14 protein-coding genes are annotated in these 15,687 nt (G+C 66.6%); 9 read left to right on the top strand and 5 right to left on the bottom strand.

The genetic code is table 11. The features are described from left to right. Positions 1-71 precede the first annotated feature (71 nt). The gene (locus AC20117_RS17930; protein ID WP_083339868.1) at positions 72-1,544 is read right to left on the bottom strand and encodes an MFS transporter; all 1,473 of its coding nucleotides are present in this window, start codon (positions 1,542-1,544) and stop codon (positions 72-74) included. Positions 1,545-1,611: 67 nt separating this feature from the next. Here AC20117_RS17930 and hrpB point away from each other — a divergent pair, with 67 nt between their 5' ends. Further along, positions 1,612-4,308: an ATP-dependent helicase HrpB gene (hrpB, locus tag AC20117_RS17935; RefSeq protein ID WP_074702493.1), complete on the top strand. Its 2,697-nt coding sequence runs from the start codon at positions 1,612-1,614 to the stop codon at positions 4,306-4,308. Positions 4,309-4,333: 25 nt separating this feature from the next. On the opposite strand, the gene AC20117_RS17940 is transcribed toward hrpB, so the two are convergent. Continuing rightward, complete coding sequence (locus AC20117_RS17940; RefSeq protein ID WP_074702492.1) at positions 4,334-5,071, bottom strand: VOC family protein; 738 nt, start codon at positions 5,069-5,071, stop codon at positions 4,334-4,336. Between the two features lie 138 nt (positions 5,072-5,209). Here AC20117_RS17940 and AC20117_RS17945 point away from each other — a divergent pair, with 138 nt between their 5' ends. Further along, positions 5,210-5,800 (top strand): DnaJ family domain-containing protein, encoded by a 591-nt coding sequence (locus tag AC20117_RS17945; protein ID WP_083339867.1) that lies wholly within the window; start codon positions 5,210-5,212, stop codon positions 5,798-5,800. A gap of 108 nt (positions 5,801-5,908) precedes the next feature. Here AC20117_RS17945 and AC20117_RS17950 read toward each other — a convergent pair whose 3' ends face one another. After that, entirely contained in the window at positions 5,909-6,574 is a 666-nt protein-coding gene (locus tag AC20117_RS17950; RefSeq protein WP_074702491.1) for an alpha/beta hydrolase family protein, read from the bottom strand. Between the two features lie 120 nt (positions 6,575-6,694). Here AC20117_RS17950 and AC20117_RS17955 point away from each other — a divergent pair, with 120 nt between their 5' ends. Next, the gene (locus AC20117_RS17955) at positions 6,695-8,875 is read left to right on the top strand and encodes an elongation factor G-like protein EF-G2 (protein WP_074702490.1); all 2,181 of its coding nucleotides are present in this window, start codon (positions 6,695-6,697) and stop codon (positions 8,873-8,875) included. Positions 8,876-8,880: 5 nt separating this feature from the next. On the opposite strand, the gene AC20117_RS17960 is transcribed toward AC20117_RS17955, so the two are convergent. Further along, complete coding sequence (locus AC20117_RS17960) at positions 8,881-9,501, bottom strand: L-threonylcarbamoyladenylate synthase (RefSeq protein WP_074702489.1); 621 nt, start codon at positions 9,499-9,501, stop codon at positions 8,881-8,883. Between the two features lie 83 nt (positions 9,502-9,584). On the opposite strand from AC20117_RS17960, the gene ligD reads away from it, so the two are divergent. Genes ligD through AC20117_RS17975 form a run of 3 tightly spaced genes read left to right on the top strand, consistent with a single transcriptional unit; the run spans position 9,585 to position 13,072 of the window. Next, on the top strand, positions 9,585-10,604 hold the full coding sequence (gene ligD / locus AC20117_RS17965; protein WP_074703427.1) for a non-homologous end-joining DNA ligase: 1,020 nt from the start codon (positions 9,585-9,587) through the stop codon (positions 10,602-10,604). Positions 10,605-10,614: 10 nt separating this feature from the next. Beyond that, positions 10,615-11,922, top strand: a complete 1,308-nt coding sequence (locus AC20117_RS17970; RefSeq protein ID WP_074702488.1) for a type I glutamate--ammonia ligase — start codon at positions 10,615-10,617, stop codon at positions 11,920-11,922. Then, the gene (locus AC20117_RS17975; protein WP_074702487.1) at positions 11,912-13,072 is read left to right on the top strand and encodes an amidohydrolase family protein; all 1,161 of its coding nucleotides are present in this window, start codon (positions 11,912-11,914) and stop codon (positions 13,070-13,072) included. The genes AC20117_RS17970 and AC20117_RS17975 overlap by 11 nt, the downstream gene beginning before the upstream one ends. Positions 13,073-13,100: 28 nt before the next feature. Here the strand turns inward: AC20117_RS17975 and AC20117_RS17980 are convergent, their stop codons facing one another. Beyond that, positions 13,101-13,460, bottom strand: coding sequence for a nuclear transport factor 2 family protein (locus AC20117_RS17980; RefSeq protein ID WP_074702486.1), 360 nt, complete (start codon positions 13,458-13,460; stop codon positions 13,101-13,103). A 196-nt stretch (positions 13,461-13,656) separates the two neighbouring features. Between AC20117_RS17980 and AC20117_RS17985 the strand changes: the two genes are divergently transcribed. Genes AC20117_RS17985 through AC20117_RS17995 form a run of 3 tightly spaced genes read left to right on the top strand, consistent with a single transcriptional unit; the run spans position 13,657 to position 15,663 of the window. Then, on the top strand, positions 13,657-14,847 hold the full coding sequence (locus AC20117_RS17985) for an inorganic phosphate transporter (RefSeq protein WP_074703426.1): 1,191 nt from the start codon (positions 13,657-13,659) through the stop codon (positions 14,845-14,847). After that, positions 14,844-15,068, top strand: a complete 225-nt coding sequence (locus tag AC20117_RS17990) for a hypothetical protein (RefSeq protein WP_074702485.1) — start codon at positions 14,844-14,846, stop codon at positions 15,066-15,068. The genes AC20117_RS17985 and AC20117_RS17990 overlap by 4 nt, the downstream gene beginning before the upstream one ends. 22 nt (positions 15,069-15,090) lie before the next feature. Then, positions 15,091-15,663: a dihydrofolate reductase family protein gene (locus tag AC20117_RS17995; protein ID WP_074702484.1), complete on the top strand. Its 573-nt coding sequence runs from the start codon at positions 15,091-15,093 to the stop codon at positions 15,661-15,663. Positions 15,664-15,687: the final 24 nt, after the last annotated feature.

Raw genomic sequence — 15,687 nt, forward strand, 5'->3', positions numbered from 1 at the left:
GGGCAACGGCAGTCTGACGGAAAGACCGGTTGGCGCCGAGGGAGCGAGGCGCCGTCGTCGTACTTTTCGAATCAGCGGGTGGGGAGGGGCTCACCGCCCTGCAGGCCGGCGTGGTGGTCGGCGACGATCATCCGCCGGGCGATGATGGAGCCGATCAGCGAGGTCAGCGCGATGGCAAACAGCAGGATGGCGGGGCCCACCGAACTTCCGCCCGTCATGGTGAGGATCCAGGCCGCGAGCGCGGGCATGAACCCGGCGATGATGCCGGAGATGTTCGCGGACAGGGCGATGGCCGAATAACGCAACCGGATCGGGAAGAGCTGGGTAAGCGTAGTTCCCACGGGTGCATACGGAATGGAGGCGAACCCCAGTCCCAGGATCATGGCCACCGTGATCGCCAGGGAGCTGCGCGTGTCCACCAGCCAGAAGATCGGGAAAGCAACGACGACGGCGATCACGTAGCCGATCACCACCATTTTGGCCGGGGTGATCCGGTCTGCCACCTTGCCGGCGATCGTCATCGAGATGATCTGTGCGACGGCGCCCCAGGAGATGGCGGTAAGGATCACCGTGGGATCCAGCTCCAGGACTCTGCTGACGTAGCTGATCATGAACGTGGTGAGCAGGAAGAAGCCGGCGTTGCCGAACAGATAGGTGCAGATGCCCACCACCAGACGGCCGGGGATGTGCCGGAAGATCTCGACCACTGGGATGGTCTTGTGCGCGGCCGACGCGGCGTCCGCGGCGGCACGGTAATCGGGAGTTTCGTCGACGGCCAGGCGCAGCCAGACACCGACCGCCACGAGCACGATCGAGATCAGGTAGGGGATCCGCCAGCCCCACTCGAGGAACTGGTCCCCGGTCCAAGCCACGACGCCGGCAACAATCAGGCTGGACAGCAGTGTGCCGGTGGGGGAGCCGAGCTGGACCACGGCGCCGTAGAACCCCCGCTTCTCTGGTGGAGCCGACTCGACGGCCATCAGGGTGGCCCCGCCCCACTCGCCGCCGGTTGCCAGTCCCTGGACGAAACGCAGGGCGGCCAGCAGGATCGGGGCCACGATGCCCGCCGTCTCGAAGGTCGGCAGCACGCCGATGAGGGCGGATGCGACGCCCATGACCACGATCGTAATGACGAGGATGCCCTTGCGGCCCAGCCGGTCGCCGAAGTGGCCGAAGACCAGGGCCCCGAGCGGCCGGCCGATGAAGCCGACGCCGAAGGTCAGGAAGGCCTGAATGGTCCGCAACGCCGGATCGTCGCCGCCGAAGAACAGCGGGGCGAAGACGATCGCGGCGGTGGTACCGAACAGGAAGAAGTCGTACCACTCCAGGGAGGTCCCGACGTAGGAGCCCCAGAGTGCTCTGCGCGCTTTTCTGGGGTCGGTCTGGATGGGGGCCAGCGGTGCGGCGTCGTCGGTTTCTCCGGGAATATGGATGCGCCGGTGGTGCAGGTGGCCCGACCGCCCGGGATCGGAGGGAGGCGTTGTATTCAAGGTTCCGTCCTTTTCGTCGTCGTAACGGTCTTCGGCAGCGGTTGTGCCACTCATGATGCTCCTTTGCTCTGGGTAACGGAAGAGCAGCACCGCTGCAACGGGACCAAGGCACAATGGAGGCGTGACTTCTGAGTACCTCTCCTTCGGCCCCGCAAACAGCTCCGGCCCCTTCGACCTGGCCGCCATCGGCACCGGCCTGGTCTTTGCGGAGTCGCTGGGGGAGCTGGCAGAGGCCGTCAGCGCGGGAGGCCCGGCCGGATCCGCCGTGGTGCAGGCTCCTCCCGGTACCGGCAAGACCACCTTGGTGCCGCCGCTGCTGGCGAACCTGGCCTGGAACAGGGCTGGACATGGAGCGCGGGACAAAGGCGGCCTTCCCCGCGTTGTGGTCACCCAGCCGCGCCGCGTTGCCGCACGCTCGGCTGCCCGTCGTCTCGCCGCGCTGGACGGCACTCGGCTCGGCGACCGCGTCGGGTATACGGTCCGTGGTGAACGCCGGACCAGCCCTGCAACGCTGATCGAGTTCGTGACCCCGGGCATCCTGCTGCGCCGGCTGCTCGCGGATCCGGGGCTGGAAGGCACGGACGCGGTGATCCTGGACGAGGTCCACGAACGCGGGCTCGAGACGGACCTGCTGCTGGGTATGCTCGCCGAGGTCCGCGAACTGCGCGGCGATCTGACGTTCGTGGCCATGTCCGCTACCCTCGACGCCCCGCGGTTCGCCGCTTTGATCGGCAAGTACGACGGCGAGGGGCCGGCTAGGGTTGTCGACTGTCCTTCCGCGCTCCATCCCTTGGAAACGGTCTGGGCGCCGGCAGCGGTGGCGCGACTGGACGGACGCGGCGTCACCCGCGCCTTCCTGGACCACGTCGCCGATACGGCAGCGGCGTCGCACCAGAAAGCGCTCGCAGCCGACGCGGGGATCGATGCGCTGGTCTTCGTGCCTGGTGCCTGGGAAGTTTCCCTTGTCGCCTCGCGCATCCGGAACCGGCTACGCGACCGGGCAGCCGGGACCGAGGTATTGGAGCTGCACGGGCAGGCCGGACCGGCGGCCCAGGACCGGGCTGTCTCCGGCCGGGAGCCAGGCGAACCGCCGCGGATCATCGTGTCCACGGCGCTCGCCGAATCCTCGCTGACGGTTCCGGGCGTCCGGCTAGTGATCGACGCAGGCCTGTCCCGCGAACCACGGCGGGATGCCGCCCGGGGCATGTCCGGCCTGGTCACCGTGTCCTGTTCCCGCGCGTCCGCCGAGCAGCGAGCCGGCCGCGCCGCACGTCAGGGCCCCGGCAGGGTGGTGCGTTGTTACGACCAGAAGACTTTCGGGGCTGCGCCGGCCCACCGCACGCCCGAGATCATGGCAACGGACCTGGCCGGTGCGGCGCTGGTCCTGGCCTGCTGGGGCGCGCCCGGCGGCCAGGGGCTCGCCTTGCCGGACGATCCTCCCCGGAATGCGATGGACGAGGCCGTCGAGGTGCTGCGCGATCTCGGCGCCGTGGAGCCCTCCGGACATGCCACCCAGCTGGGCCGGACCCTCGCGCGGATTCCGGCAGACCCAAGATTGGGGCGCGCCTTGCTGGATGGCTCGGCTTTGCTGCGGGGCTCCGCTACAGGCAAACGAACTACCGCGGCGGAGAGCGTTGCCATGGTCTCCGGCGAACTGCGAGCGCCGGGCGCAGACCTGACCCGGCTGCTGTCCGCATTGCGCTCGGGGCAGGAACCGGCAGCCAGGCGCTGGGTAGAGGAGGTGCGGCGGCTGGAGGGCATCGTGCGCGAGGAGGTTTCCGGCGTCGTCCTCCCAGAAGAACTATCGGGGCCTGTGCCGGAGGGCGACGCCGTGGGATTCGTCGTCGCCTTGGCGTTCCCCGACCGCGTGGCCCGCCGCGTTCCGGGCGGCGGACCGGAACAGTATCTGCTGGCCTCCGGTACCCGGGCGGGCCTGCCCGCCGGCAGCCCGCTCACCGGACACGAATGGCTGGCCGTCGCCGAGGTATCGCGGGCACAGGGGCGCGACGCGGCCGGAACCGGCGCCGTGATCCGATCGGCCGCACCGCTGGCGGCGGAGACCGCGGAGGCGGCAGCCCGGCACCTGCTGGCCGACACTGTGGACGCTTCCTTCGTAAACGGCAGGGTGGGGGCCCGGCGGCAACGCAGGCTCGGCGCGATTGTGCTGTCCTCAACTCCGATCCGGCCCCCGCTGGCCGAGGGGCGCGCCGCTGTGGTCCGCGCGCTGGGGCAGGACGGGCTGTCGGTCATCGGATGGTCGACGACGGCGGACGCCCTGCGCCGCCGGCTCGCCCTGCTGCACCGCGAACTGGGCGAACCCTGGCCGGACGTTTCCGAGGACGCGCTGCTCGCGCGGCTGGATGAGTGGCTGTCGCCGGAGATCGAAGCGCTGGCCGGCGGCACCCCGGCGAATGCGGTCAATCTGGCCGACCCCTTGCGGCGGCTGCTGCCCTGGCCGGAGGCGGCACGGCTCGGCGAACTGGCACCGGAGACGCTGGAAGTACCGAGCGGTTCGCGGGTGCGGATCGACTACCCCGAACCAGGGGACGGGGACGGCCGTCCGGTGGTGGCGGTCAAGCTGCAGGAGTGTTTCGGCTGGGCGCGGACGCCCCGGCTGGTGGATGAGCGGGTGCCCGTGTTGTTCCACTTGCTCTCGCCCGCCAAACGCCCCTTGGCTGTAACGGATGATCTTGCTTCCTTCTGGTCCGGACCCTACGCGCAGGTACGGGCGGAAATGCGCGGGCGCTATCCGAAGCACCCCTGGCCCGAGGATCCCTGGACGGCGCGGGCGACGGCACGGGTCACGAGGAAAGCCTGACCAGTACGGTACCCGCGCATATGGCTCAGCCCGAAGTGAGGACGCAGAACTCGTTGCCCTCCGAGTCGGCGAGGCATACCCACGGCACGTCGCCCTGGCCGACGTCGGCGTCAGTGGCGCCGAGAGCCCGCAGCCGGGCTACCTCTGCCGCCTGATCATCACCGAGGTACGGCATCAGGTCGAGATGGACACGGCCACACTCGGTCTTCAGGACGGGGGTGCGAAGGAACTCCAGATACGGACCGACGCCCTTGGCCGAACGCAGCCTCGCATGATCCTCGGTCACCTCGTGCAGGGTCCAGTCCATCGCCTCGCTCCAGAACCGGGCCATGGCAGGCGGATCCGCGCAGTTGACCACCACTGCAGCAATCGGCCCGGTGTCCCGGTAAACCGATCGAGGCTCCAGCACGCGGAACAGGTTCCCCTCCGGGTCGGCTAGCGCAGTCCACGGCACATCACCCTGGCCCACATCGGAGGGCGTCGCGCCGAGCTCCTCCAGACGTGTGACCAGCTCCGTCTGATGGGCTGCCGAGGTGGTGGCGAGATCCAGGTGCGCGCGGTACTTCACGGTCTCAGGGTCCGGCACGGTGACCACATCGATGCAGACGGCGGCGGGGTCCGGCCAATCGAAGCCAACGGGTTCAACGTTGGTTACACCGGGTCCCTCACTGGACGCACCCCAGCCGAGGGCATCCGCCCAAAACTGACCGAGCGCTGAATCATTCCCGGCCTTGAAATTCACTTGAACAAGTCGCAGTGCCATACCGCCCGAGCCTATACGCAGGTCATGCCCGAGATAAAGAGGCGTACCCGGCTGTCCGTTGCCGGTGCCGCAAGGTGCTGGGACGATAGTGGCAGCAGAAAATCGGCGTGGCGCAGGAACCCAAGGCGGTGGCAGATCATGGGCGGCATGACCTCCGGCGAGCATGAGCGCAGGCTGGCGCGCGCGGCCGAGCTGCGCGCCGCACGCACTTCCGGCGGACAGGCCCGCGACACGGACGCCGACGAGGAAGCCCGGCAAAAACGCAACAAGATCAGCGATGCGGCCAAGGCCGACTACCTCATCCGGGACGCGATGGCGCGCGGTGAATTCGACAATCTGGAGTATGCGGGAAAACCGATCCCGGGGCTGGGGGAGCGCTACGACCCGGACTGGTGGATCAAGGGCCTGATCCAGCGCGAAAACATCACCGGGCTGGGACCGGCCGCCATCATGCTGCGCACCGAGGACGCCGAGCTGGACCAGGTGCTGGACAAGCAGTACACGGAGAAACAGGTCCGCGACATCGTCGAGGACTTCAATACCCGCGTGATCGAAGCCCGGCGCCAGCTGCTGGGCGGACCGCCCGTCATTACCAAGACCAGGGATGTCGACGGCGAAGTGGCCCGTTGGCGCGAACGCAAGGCAGCCCGCGCGGCCGCTGCCCCGGCCAAGCCGGCACCGGAAATCAAGCGTCCCTGGTGGCGGCGGTTCTGGAGCAGCCGCCACTGACTCTGAAGCTACTTCTTGATGGTCTTACCTACATCAAGATCGACGAGGTCCTCGCCCCGAATTGCTGGTCCCTTTATGGGCTGACAAGAGCTACGCGCGGCCCAACGCCTAACGGTGCGCGGCCAGGAACGCCGCGGCGGGTTCCGCCAGGGAAGCGCCTACCTCGTCGGCGCTGCGCTTCACGCCCGCAACCTCGAAGGAATGGCCGCCGCCCTCCAGCCACTGCAGCACAGCGCGCGCACCGATGCGGGAAACGACGTTCTCCAGGAGTTCAGGCGTGGCGAACGGATCGCGTGTCCCTTGCAGGAAGAGCATCGGCAGGGTCAGGCCATAGAGGTGTTCGTCGCGGAGCTTCTCTGGTTTGCCCGGCGGATGTAGCGGGTAGCCTAGGTAGACCAGTCCCGCCGCGGGCATACCTTCGGCGACGGCCATCGAGGCCATGCGCCCGCCGAAGGATTTGCCGGCCGCCCATAGCGGTTCGCCGTTCGATTCCGCGGCGGCAAAGTCCATGGCTGCCCGCCAGGCGGCGATTGCGGCCGGCGGGCGGTCCGGAAACTTCTTGCCTGCCTCCCGGTAGGGGAAGTTGAAGCGCAAGGTGGCTACGCCGTCGTCGTTCAATGCCCGGGTGAAGCCCTGCAGGAACGGATGCTCCATGCCGGCACCCGCCCCGTGGGCCACGACCATGGTGGCCAACGGGTTATCGGGCCGGGCGTAGACGCCCGAGACCGGTGTCTCGCCGACGGAGATGCTGACGGGGGATTCGGAGGTGGCCATGTATCCATCATGCTGGATGCGCCGCCCAACCCTTGCCGTTTCCGCTGCCGCGGGTGTCGAATCTAATCACAGGGAATGGGCACAGGCCGCTACGGCTAGGTGAGGGCTAGGGGAGATGTCATGTCGGTAAAAGGCACTAACGGTCCGGGGAAGGGGTCCGGGCGGGCCGCGACGGCGCTGCGGCGGGCGGACGGGACGACGCCGATGCACGCCGAGCGGCCGGAGGAGATCCGCAATGTCGCGCTGGTGGGGCATTCGGGGGCAGGGAAGACGATGCTTACCGAGGCGCTGCTCGCTGCCACCGGAGCGATCGCCAGAATGGGTTCCATCGCCGACGGGACCACGGTTAGTGACTCGGACCCCGCGGAGATCCACCAGCAGCGGTCGGTGTCGCTGTCCGTGGTTCCGGTGGTTTTCAACGACGTAAAAGTGAACCTGCTCGACACGCCCGGCTATGCGGATTTCATCGGCGAACTGCGGGCCGGACTGCGCGCTGCGGATGCCGTGCTGTTCGTAGTGTCGGCCGTGGACGATATTGACGCCGCCACCATCGCGTTATGGAACGAGTGCCAAGAAGCCGCAATGCCGCGGGCGGTGGCGATCAGCCGGCTGGATCATCCCCGGGCCGATTACGCCCGGGCGCTCGCAGCTTCCCAGCAGGCCTTCGGCGACGCCGTCCTGCCGCTCTACCTCCCGGTGGGGGCCGGCGGAACGTTCACGGGATTGCACGGGCTGCTCTCAAACACGGTGTCGGAATACCCGGCCGGGGAGCTGCAGCCTGCCCAACGTGCCGCGACCGAGGACGAACTGGCCGCGGCGGAATCCGCCTGGGGTGCGCTGATCGAGGGGATTATCGCCGAAAGCGAGGACGAGACGCTGATGGACCGGTATCTCGGTGGTGAGCAGATCGCCGAGGAAACCCTGGTCGCGGACCTGGAGACCGCCGTCGTCCGTGGTTCCTTCTTTCCGGTCATTCCGACCTCCGCTGAAACGGGCGTGGGGACGGCCGAGCTGCTTCGGATGCTGGTCCAGGCTTTCCCTTCGCCGGTTGAGCGCGACCTGCCGGCGGTGATGAATCTCTACGGAAAGCCGGCCCGGGCGCTGACCTGCGACCCTGCCGGTCCGCTCGCCGGCGAGGTGGTGCGGACCAGCAGTGATCCGTTTCTGGGCCGGGTCTGCCTGGTGCGTTTGTACTCCGGCACTTTACGCGAGGACACTGCTATCCACGTGAGCGGGCACGGGCTGGCCGAGCGAGGCCACCAGGACCATGACAGCGACGAGCGGGTCACGCATCTGCATGCTCCGGTCGGGTCGGCCCTGCAGGCGGTGCCGTTCGCGGTGGCGGGGGATATCTGCGCGCTGACCAAGGTTGGCAATGCCGAAACCAGCGACACGATCTCGGCCAAGGACACGCCGTTGCTGATCGAACCGTGGTCCATGCCAGAGCCGCTGCTGCCGGTGGCGGTCGAGGCGGCGTCGCACGCTGATGAAGACGCCCTCGCCCGCAGCCTGGCGAAGGTGGCGTCGGGGGATCCGACGCTGCGGGTGGAGCGCAACGCCGAAACCGGCCAACTGGTGCTGTGGTGCATGGGCGAGGCCCACGCGGACGTAGTGCTGTGGCGGCTGGCCGACCAGGGCGTCCAACTGCAGACGGTCAACGTGATCACACCGCTGCGGGAGACCTTCGCCGAGCCGGCCAAGGGGCATGGGCGGTACGTCAAGCAGTCCGGCGGCCACGGCCAGTTCGCCATCTGCGACATCGAAGTTGAACCCCTTAGCCGCGGGGCAGGGTTCGAATTTGTCGACAGGATCGTCGGGGGCGCGATCCCCGGGCAGTTCATCGGCTCGGTGGAGAAAGGCCTCAGGGCACAGCTGCTCAAGGGTGTTTCCGCAGGGTTCCCTGTTGTGGACATCCGCGTGACGCTGGTCGGAGGCAAGGCGCACAGCGTCGACTCCTCGGACGCCGCCTTCCAGTCCGCAGGGGCGCTGGCGCTGCGTGAGGCTGCGGCGGCGGCGCGCATCCAGCTGCTGGAACCGGTGTCCGCCGTGACCGTCATGGTGCCGGACGAATATGTCGGCGCGGTGCTCAGCGATTTGTCTTCCCGCCGCGGCCGGGTGACGGGAACGACGTCGGTGGGCGGCGACCGTACGGAAATCAGCGCCGAAGTGCCGGACGAGGAATTACTGCGGTACGCCATCCAATTGCGCTCGCTGACTGCCGGCACCGGCAGCTTCCGGCGGGACTATCTGCGGCACGAGCCGGTGCCTTCCAATGTCACGCCGGCAGCTGTAGGCGCCTAAGACCCTTACTCGAACCGGGAGGGGTCGCCCATGCCGCGACGGACAACCTCGGCACCGCCGCCCGAGAAGTCGATCACGGTGGTCGGCTCGGCACCGCAGTCCCCGGAGTCCACCACGCCGTCGACAACGTGTTCCAGGTGCTCCTTGATCTCCCACCCCTGCGTCAGCGGCTCCTCTTGGCCGGGAAGCAGCAAAGTACTGGAGAGCAGCGGTTCGTTGAGCTCGGCCAGGATGGCATGGACCACTTTGTTGTTGGGAATGCGGACTCCCACGGTCTTCTTCTTCGGGTGCAGCAGCCGGCGCGGAACTTCCTTTGTTGCCGGCAGGATGAAGGTATAGCTACCCGGCGTGACCGACTTGATGCTGCGGAAGACGTCATTGTCGATCAGGACGAATTGACCGAGCTGGGAAAAATCCTTGCAGACCAGAGTGAAGTGGTGCTTGTCATCGAGCTGTCGGATGGTGCGGATCCGCTCCAGCGCGTCCTTGTTGCCCAGTTGCGCACCCAGCGCATAACAGGAATCCGTGGGGTATGCGATGAGCCCGCCCGACTGCACCAGATCGACGATCTGCCCGACGGCACGCGGCTGGGGGTCCTCAGGATGAACATCAAAGTATCTCGCCATGGAACGAGCTTACGGACCATGGCCGGAACATGCACCCGCCCGGATTGGGTGACGGCCGCCGCGGTTATCGGTATGTTGTTCCCATGGCCAGCGAAGCAACGACGCTCACGGTTGAGGGACCCCACGGCGAGCGGGAAATGCGTATTTCCAGTCCCAGCAGAGTGCTGTGGCCCGAACTGGGCCTGACGAAGCTGGACCTGGCCCGCTACATCGCGGACGTGGGCGAGGCTTTCGTCGCCGCGAACGGGGACCGCCCCGTCTCCCTCCAGCGATTTCCCGAGGGGATCGACGGCGAAATGTTCTTTTCGAAGAACCCGCCCAAGGGTGTGCCGGAATTCGTGCGGGCCGTAAAGGTGGTCTACCCCAGTGCCAGATCGCACCCCCAGCTGGTTATCGATGAACCGGCCGCCGCCGTCTGGGCAGTTCAGATGAACACGATCGTCTTCCACCCGTGGCCCTCGCGCGCCGGGAACTCGGATAATCCGGACGAGCTGCGCATCGACCTCGACCCGCAGCCCGGCACCGACTTTGACGACGCCGTTCCCGCGGCCCTGGAGCTCAGATCGGTCCTCGCCGAGGCAGGACTGAACGCCTTCATCAAAACGTCGGGCAACCGCGGGTTGCACGTGTTTGCGCCGATCGAACCTACGCGCGAATTTCTGGACGTGCGCCACGCGGTGATCGCCGCCGCCCGCGAACTTGAACGCCGCATGCCGAAGCAGATCACCACCAACTGGTGGAAGGAGGAGCGCGGCCAGCGGGTCTTTGTGGACTTCAATCAAGCCAACCGGGACCGCACCATGGCCGGAGCGTACAGTCCGCGGGCTCTGGCCCATGCTCCCGTTTCCTGTCCGCTCGAGTGGGACGAACTGGAATCGGCGGATCCGAAGCAATTCACTATCGCCACGGTGCCGGACCGGCTCAGGACCACCGGCGACCCATGGGCGGACATGCATGCCAATCCAGGCACCATCGATGCGCTCCTGAAATGGTGGGAGCGCGATGTCGCGGACGGTCTCGGTGAAATGCCGTTCCCACCCGACTACCCGAAGATGCCGGGCGAACCGCCACGGGTGCAGCCAAGCAGGGCGAAGAAGAGCTAGAGGCCCCTGGATGGTTGCGAACGAGCTGGCGTTCATTGCCACGAACGATCTGTGCGCGACAACCCGGGGCCGTTCGATGCCGTTGCCGGATCTGGATATGGAGACAGGCTGTGGCTGGGTTCCGGCGAATCTGGGCGTGCACGCGTTCGGGCAGATAGCCAAGGACAGTCCGTTCGATGCCACCGGTGATCTGCGGTTGATTCCGGACGAGCGCTCGCTCACGCGGATTGACGGGATAGCCGGCAGACCGCCCGTCACCGTGGTTCTTGCGGATATCACCCACCTGGACGGCACCGAGTGGTCCTGTTGCCCGCGCACCTTCCTGCGACACGCCATCAGGGATCTCAGGGAGGAAACCGGACTGAGCGTTTTCGGCGCGTTCGAGCACGAATTCATGCTGGTGACCGATGAAGCGCCGGAACCTCCGATGTCCCTGCAGGCCATGCTCCGGGCCGAACCGTTGGGGACAGAACTGGTGGGAATCCTCGCTGCCGCCGGACTGCAGCCCGAGAACTGGCTGGCGGAGTACGGCGCCCACCAGTACGAGATCACGGTCAAGGCCAGCGATGCGCTCACCGCCGCGGACCGTGCGGTGCTGCTGCGTGACATTGTCCGGAACCTTTTCCATGCAGTTGGTAAACATGCCAGCTTTGCGCCGCTGCTTGAGCCGGACAGTGTGGGAAACGGCGTGCACGTCCATTTCAGCCTGCGGGACCGGGACGGCATGCCTGTGATGCATGACGCCGCCCGGCCAGGCGGTCTCTCGGCAGCCGCCGGGGCCTTCGCCGCCGGAATCATCCGCCATGCCCCGGCAATCGTCGCCTTCACCGCCGCCAGCGAAGTCTCCTACCTGCGGCTCGCACCCCACCGCTGGTCCGCCACGTACGCGTTTCTAGGCCACCACAACCGCGAAGCCATGCTGCGGTTATGTCCGACCATCCAGACGGGTGGCCGGACGCCGGCGTCCCAGCTGAACCTTGAATTCCGGGCCGGAGACGCAACCGGCAACCCCTGGCTGGTCATGGGCCTGCTGATTCGGGCCGGGTTGGAAGGCATCAGACAGCGGCTCGAAGCGCCGACCATTCTGGACCGGCCGGTGGAAGAGCTCAGCGACAAGCAGCTGACGGCCGCAGGTATCGCGCGGCTGCCGGCGTCGTTGCCGGAGGCATTGCGCCATCTTGGCTCGGACCAGATTGTCCGCAAGTGGTTTTCCGCCGACTTCCTGAAGGTATTCCAAGCTGTCCGGGAGGATGAACTCCGCCTGCTCGACGGCCTGGACCCCGCCACCAAGTGCAAGCTATACGCCGATGCCTATTGACCTTGGCAGTGGGCTGGACGGCGGTGCCTTGATGGACGGCGTACCGCTCATCGACCACCATTGCCACGGCGTGGTCAGCGATGACCTGGACCGGGAGTCCTTCGAAGCCCTGGCGACCGAATCGAACTGGTCCGCCCCCAAGGGCACAACTACCTTCGACTCACAGCTCGGCTTCGCCATCCGCCGCTGGTGCGCGCCCGTGCTGGACCTTGAGCCGCACGCCAGCCCGGAGGCCTACCTCGGGCAGCGCTCGCGGTTGGGCGCCGGGAACGTGAACCGGCTCCTGATCTCCGCCTCCCGCATCAGCACCTTCCTCGTCGACGCCGGAATTCGAGAAGAGACGCTGACCTCGCCGGAGCAGACCGCGGGTTTGGGCGGCGGCAAGTCGCGGGAAATAGTCAGGCTGGAACGCCTTGCCGAACAGGTCGCCGAGCAGGGAGCCACGCCGTCGTCGTTCATCGCCGATTTTGAGTTCGCTTTGGAGACAGCGGCCAAGGATGCCGCGGGGCTCAAGTCCATTGCCGCGTACCGGTACGGCTTGGACTTCGAGCCTGCCGCGCCTTCAGAACGCGAGGTCCGGGAGGCCGTGGACAGGTGGCTGGGCAGGCAAAAGCCGGAAGCCGGCGGGATGAGGCTGGACGAGCCTGTGCTGTTGCGGCACATCCTCTGGGCCGGCCTGAAGCTGCGCAAACCGATCCAGTTCCATGTGGGCTACGGTGACGCCGATGTGGATCTGCTGCGCTGCAATCCGCTGCAGCTGACGGGTTGGCTCAGGGCCACACAGGAGTCTGGAGTGCCGATGATGCTGCTGCACTGCTACCCCTACCAGCGCGAGGCCGGCTATCTGGCGCAGATTTTTCCGCACGTCTACGTAGACGTCGGTCTGGCGGTGAACCACACAGGCTCCCGCTCCGAAGCGGTCATTGCCGAATCCCTTGAGCTGATTCCCTTCCACAAGGCGCTGTTCTCCACCGACGCCTTGGGACTCGCCGAACTCTACTATCTGGGTGCCGGCCTGTTCCGGCGCGGTTTGGCCCGTTCAATCGCCCAATGGATTAACGACGGCGATTGGTCCCGCCGCGATGCTGAACGCGTCGCCCGGATGATTGGCTATGAGAACGCCGCGCGGGTCTACGGGATAGAGCCGTAAATGTGCGTCGGAGCCGCGGAGCAGCTGGCTACGAAGGGTTCGACTGGTCCATCCACCACTCGGTGAACTCCCGGGCCAGGCCGTCGGGCGTAAGTCTGATTACCCACAGGTTGCTGTAGGTCGGCCCGTCCCGGTAAACCGTCGTGCCCTGGATGATGGCCACGTCCGGGGTAGAGACCAGTTGGGACCATTCGAAGGTTGTCGTGCCGGGTGCATCCTTCTTCTCCAGCCAGCCGGCCACGATCTCTTCGTGTCCCCGCCAGGGCACCGCCCACGGATCGGTCCGGTACTCGGCGTCGTGGGTGAACAGCGCGCGGATGTCATCAGGTTGATTTGATTCCCAAGCCCGCCGGTATCCCGCGATCCATGCCTCAAGATTGCCGCTCATAGACCAGTTGTACTGCCCGCGGCGTCGCGCCACAAGCCCATAGATCTGCCGCTTCGCCGACCTGCGACGGCCGGAGCAGGTTTGTCACCGCCGCGGCGGCATCTACAATCGGTAAGCGCCGCACCCACAGCTGAACCAATCATTACCCCGGGGTGAACGGCAGATGAACTTTCCCGCTGACCAGATTGGGCACCAGGTGGATCTCACCTTAATGGTCGTGCTTGTCATAGCACTGGCCTTGTTCTTCGACTTTACGAACGGCTTCCACGACACAGCGAATGCGATGGCAACCCCCATCGCCACCGGTGCCATCAAGCCCAAGGCTGCGGTGCTGCTGGCGGCCATCCTGAACTTGGTGGGAGCGTTCCTCTCCACCGAAGTCGCCCAGACCATCTCCGGTGGATTGATCAGGGAAGGCGAGGGCGGAATCCAGATCAGTCCCGTCATGATCTTTGCCGGCCTGATCGGGGCCATCGTGTGGAACATGGTCACATGGCTGCTGGGCCTGCCATCGAGTTCCTCGCATGCCTTGTTCGGCGGCCTGATCGGCGCCGCCATCGTCGGTGCCGGATTCGCCGCGGTGGACTACGGCGTCGTTGTCTCCAAGCTCCTGCTGCCGGCCGTGCTCGCGCCGTTGATCGCCGGCACCGTGGCCTACCTGGGCACCAAGCTGGCGTACGCGATCACCCGGCGGCAGGGAAATTCTGCTGCGCCCAAACGCGGCGGCTTCCGCTATGGACAAATTTTCTCCTCGTCCCTGGTGGCGCTCGCCCACGGCACCAACGATGCCCAGAAGACCATGGGCGTCATCACCCTGGTGCTGATCGCCGGCGGCTTCCAAGCGGCCGGCAGCGGCCCGGTTTTCTGGGTGATCGCCGCCTGCGGTCTGGCCATCGCCCTGGGCACTTACTCCGGTGGCTGGCGGATTATCCGCACCATGGGTTCGGGGCTGACCGAGGTGAAGCCGGCGCAGGGTTTCGCCGCCGAGACCTCCACCGCGTCCGCCATTCTGGCGTCGTCGCACTTGGGTTTTGCCCTCTCCACCACGCAGGTCGCTTCCGGCTCTGTGATCGGCTCCGGGCTGGGCCGCAAGGGGGCCAAAGTGCGCTGGAATACCGCGGGCCGGATCGGTATCGGCTGGCTGCTGACTCTTCCTGCCGCCGGCGGCGTTGGTGCACTGGCCGCGTGGGTGGCCCACCTCGGCGTGGCGGGCATCATCATCGACGCGGTCGCGGGAATCCTGATCATCCTCGCGATGTACGTCGTTTCCCGACGGTCCAAGGTCGGTCATGACAACGCCATCAGCGACGTGGACCAGGCGGGCGAGGTAGTCAAGATCAAGCGCAAACGCAAGAAAAAGAAGGACCGGCTGGAGGCAGGACAATGAGTATCGACTGGTTTGCTTTTGTTATTGTCGCCGTCGCCACCCTGGTGGCTTCGATGGTCGTGGTCGGGTCTTATGGGCTGGGCGTGCGCCTGCTGGCGGTAGCCACGGACGCCGTCCCGGCGCGGCAGGCCGCGGTGCGGCTGGGTGCCTATGCCTGCTTCGCGGTGTGCGTTGCCGCAGTGCTGTACGGCATCTACCTGATCGTGCCTGCTTTTCACTAACGAACCGGGCTAGCATGGGCCCATGGCACGCACGCTCTACTACGTTGCAAGCTCGCTGGACGGGTACATTGCCGACGAAAACGACAAGCTGGACTGGTTGTTCCGGTTTAACGACGCCGAAGGCGTGGCGGACACCTACAAGTCCTTCATCGCGGGGATCGGCGCCATTGTCATGGGCTCCCAGACGTACAAGTTCATTCTGGAGCAGGGTGGTGCCGATGCCTGGGAGTACGGACAGATGCCTACCTGGGTCTTTACGCACCACGAGCTGCCGGGCATCGCCGGCGCGGACATCACCTTTGTCCGCGGGGACATCTCGCTGTTCCACGCGAACATTGTTGCCGACGCCGGTGACAAGGACGTCTGGGTGGTCGGCGGCGGTTCCCTGGCCGCGCAGTACCTGGACGCCGGGTTGCTGGACGAGTTGATTGTCACATACGTGCCGGTCGCCATCGGCCGGGGAAAGAGCCTGCTGCCCGTGGGCTCGGCGACGGAACCTGCCCAACTGCTGGGTTCGCGGACCTTGGGCGCCGGCATGGTGGAACTAAGCTACCGCTTCACCGCTGCCGGACCCGGAACCGAAGCGGACCAGTAGGCCCGGAGTTACTCGTTGTTCCCG

The organism is Arthrobacter crystallopoietes (assembly GCF_002849715.1).
In the GTDB taxonomy this organism is placed as follows: domain Bacteria; phylum Actinomycetota; class Actinomycetes; order Actinomycetales; family Micrococcaceae; genus Crystallibacter; species Crystallibacter crystallopoietes.

Coding starts and splice junctions, on each gene's coding strand:
- AC20117_RS17990 (WP_074702485.1), top strand. CDS start 14,844: ATGAGTATCGACTGGTTTGCTTTTGTTATTGTCGCCGTCGCCACCCTG.
- AC20117_RS17945 (WP_083339867.1), top strand. CDS start 5,210: ATGGGCGGCATGACCTCCGGCGAGCATGAGCGCAGGCTGGCGCGCGCG.
- AC20117_RS17980 (WP_074702486.1), bottom strand. CDS start 13,460: ATGAGCGGCAATCTTGAGGCATGGATCGCGGGATACCGGCGGGCTTGG.
- ligD (WP_074703427.1), top strand. CDS start 9,585: ATGGCCAGCGAAGCAACGACGCTCACGGTTGAGGGACCCCACGGCGAG.
- AC20117_RS17995 (WP_074702484.1), top strand. CDS start 15,091: ATGGCACGCACGCTCTACTACGTTGCAAGCTCGCTGGACGGGTACATT.
- AC20117_RS17940 (WP_074702492.1), bottom strand. CDS start 5,071: ATGGCACTGCGACTTGTTCAAGTGAATTTCAAGGCCGGGAATGATTCA.
- AC20117_RS17950 (WP_074702491.1), bottom strand. CDS start 6,574: ATGGCCACCTCCGAATCCCCCGTCAGCATCTCCGTCGGCGAGACACCG.
- AC20117_RS17960 (WP_074702489.1), bottom strand. CDS start 9,501: ATGGCGAGATACTTTGATGTTCATCCTGAGGACCCCCAGCCGCGTGCC.
- AC20117_RS17975 (WP_074702487.1), top strand. CDS start 11,912: ATGCCTATTGACCTTGGCAGTGGGCTGGACGGCGGTGCCTTGATGGAC.
- AC20117_RS17970 (WP_074702488.1), top strand. CDS start 10,615: ATGGTTGCGAACGAGCTGGCGTTCATTGCCACGAACGATCTGTGCGCG.
- AC20117_RS17930 (WP_083339868.1), bottom strand. CDS start 1,544: ATGAGTGGCACAACCGCTGCCGAAGACCGTTACGACGACGAAAAGGAC.
- AC20117_RS17955 (WP_074702490.1), top strand. CDS start 6,695: ATGTCGGTAAAAGGCACTAACGGTCCGGGGAAGGGGTCCGGGCGGGCC.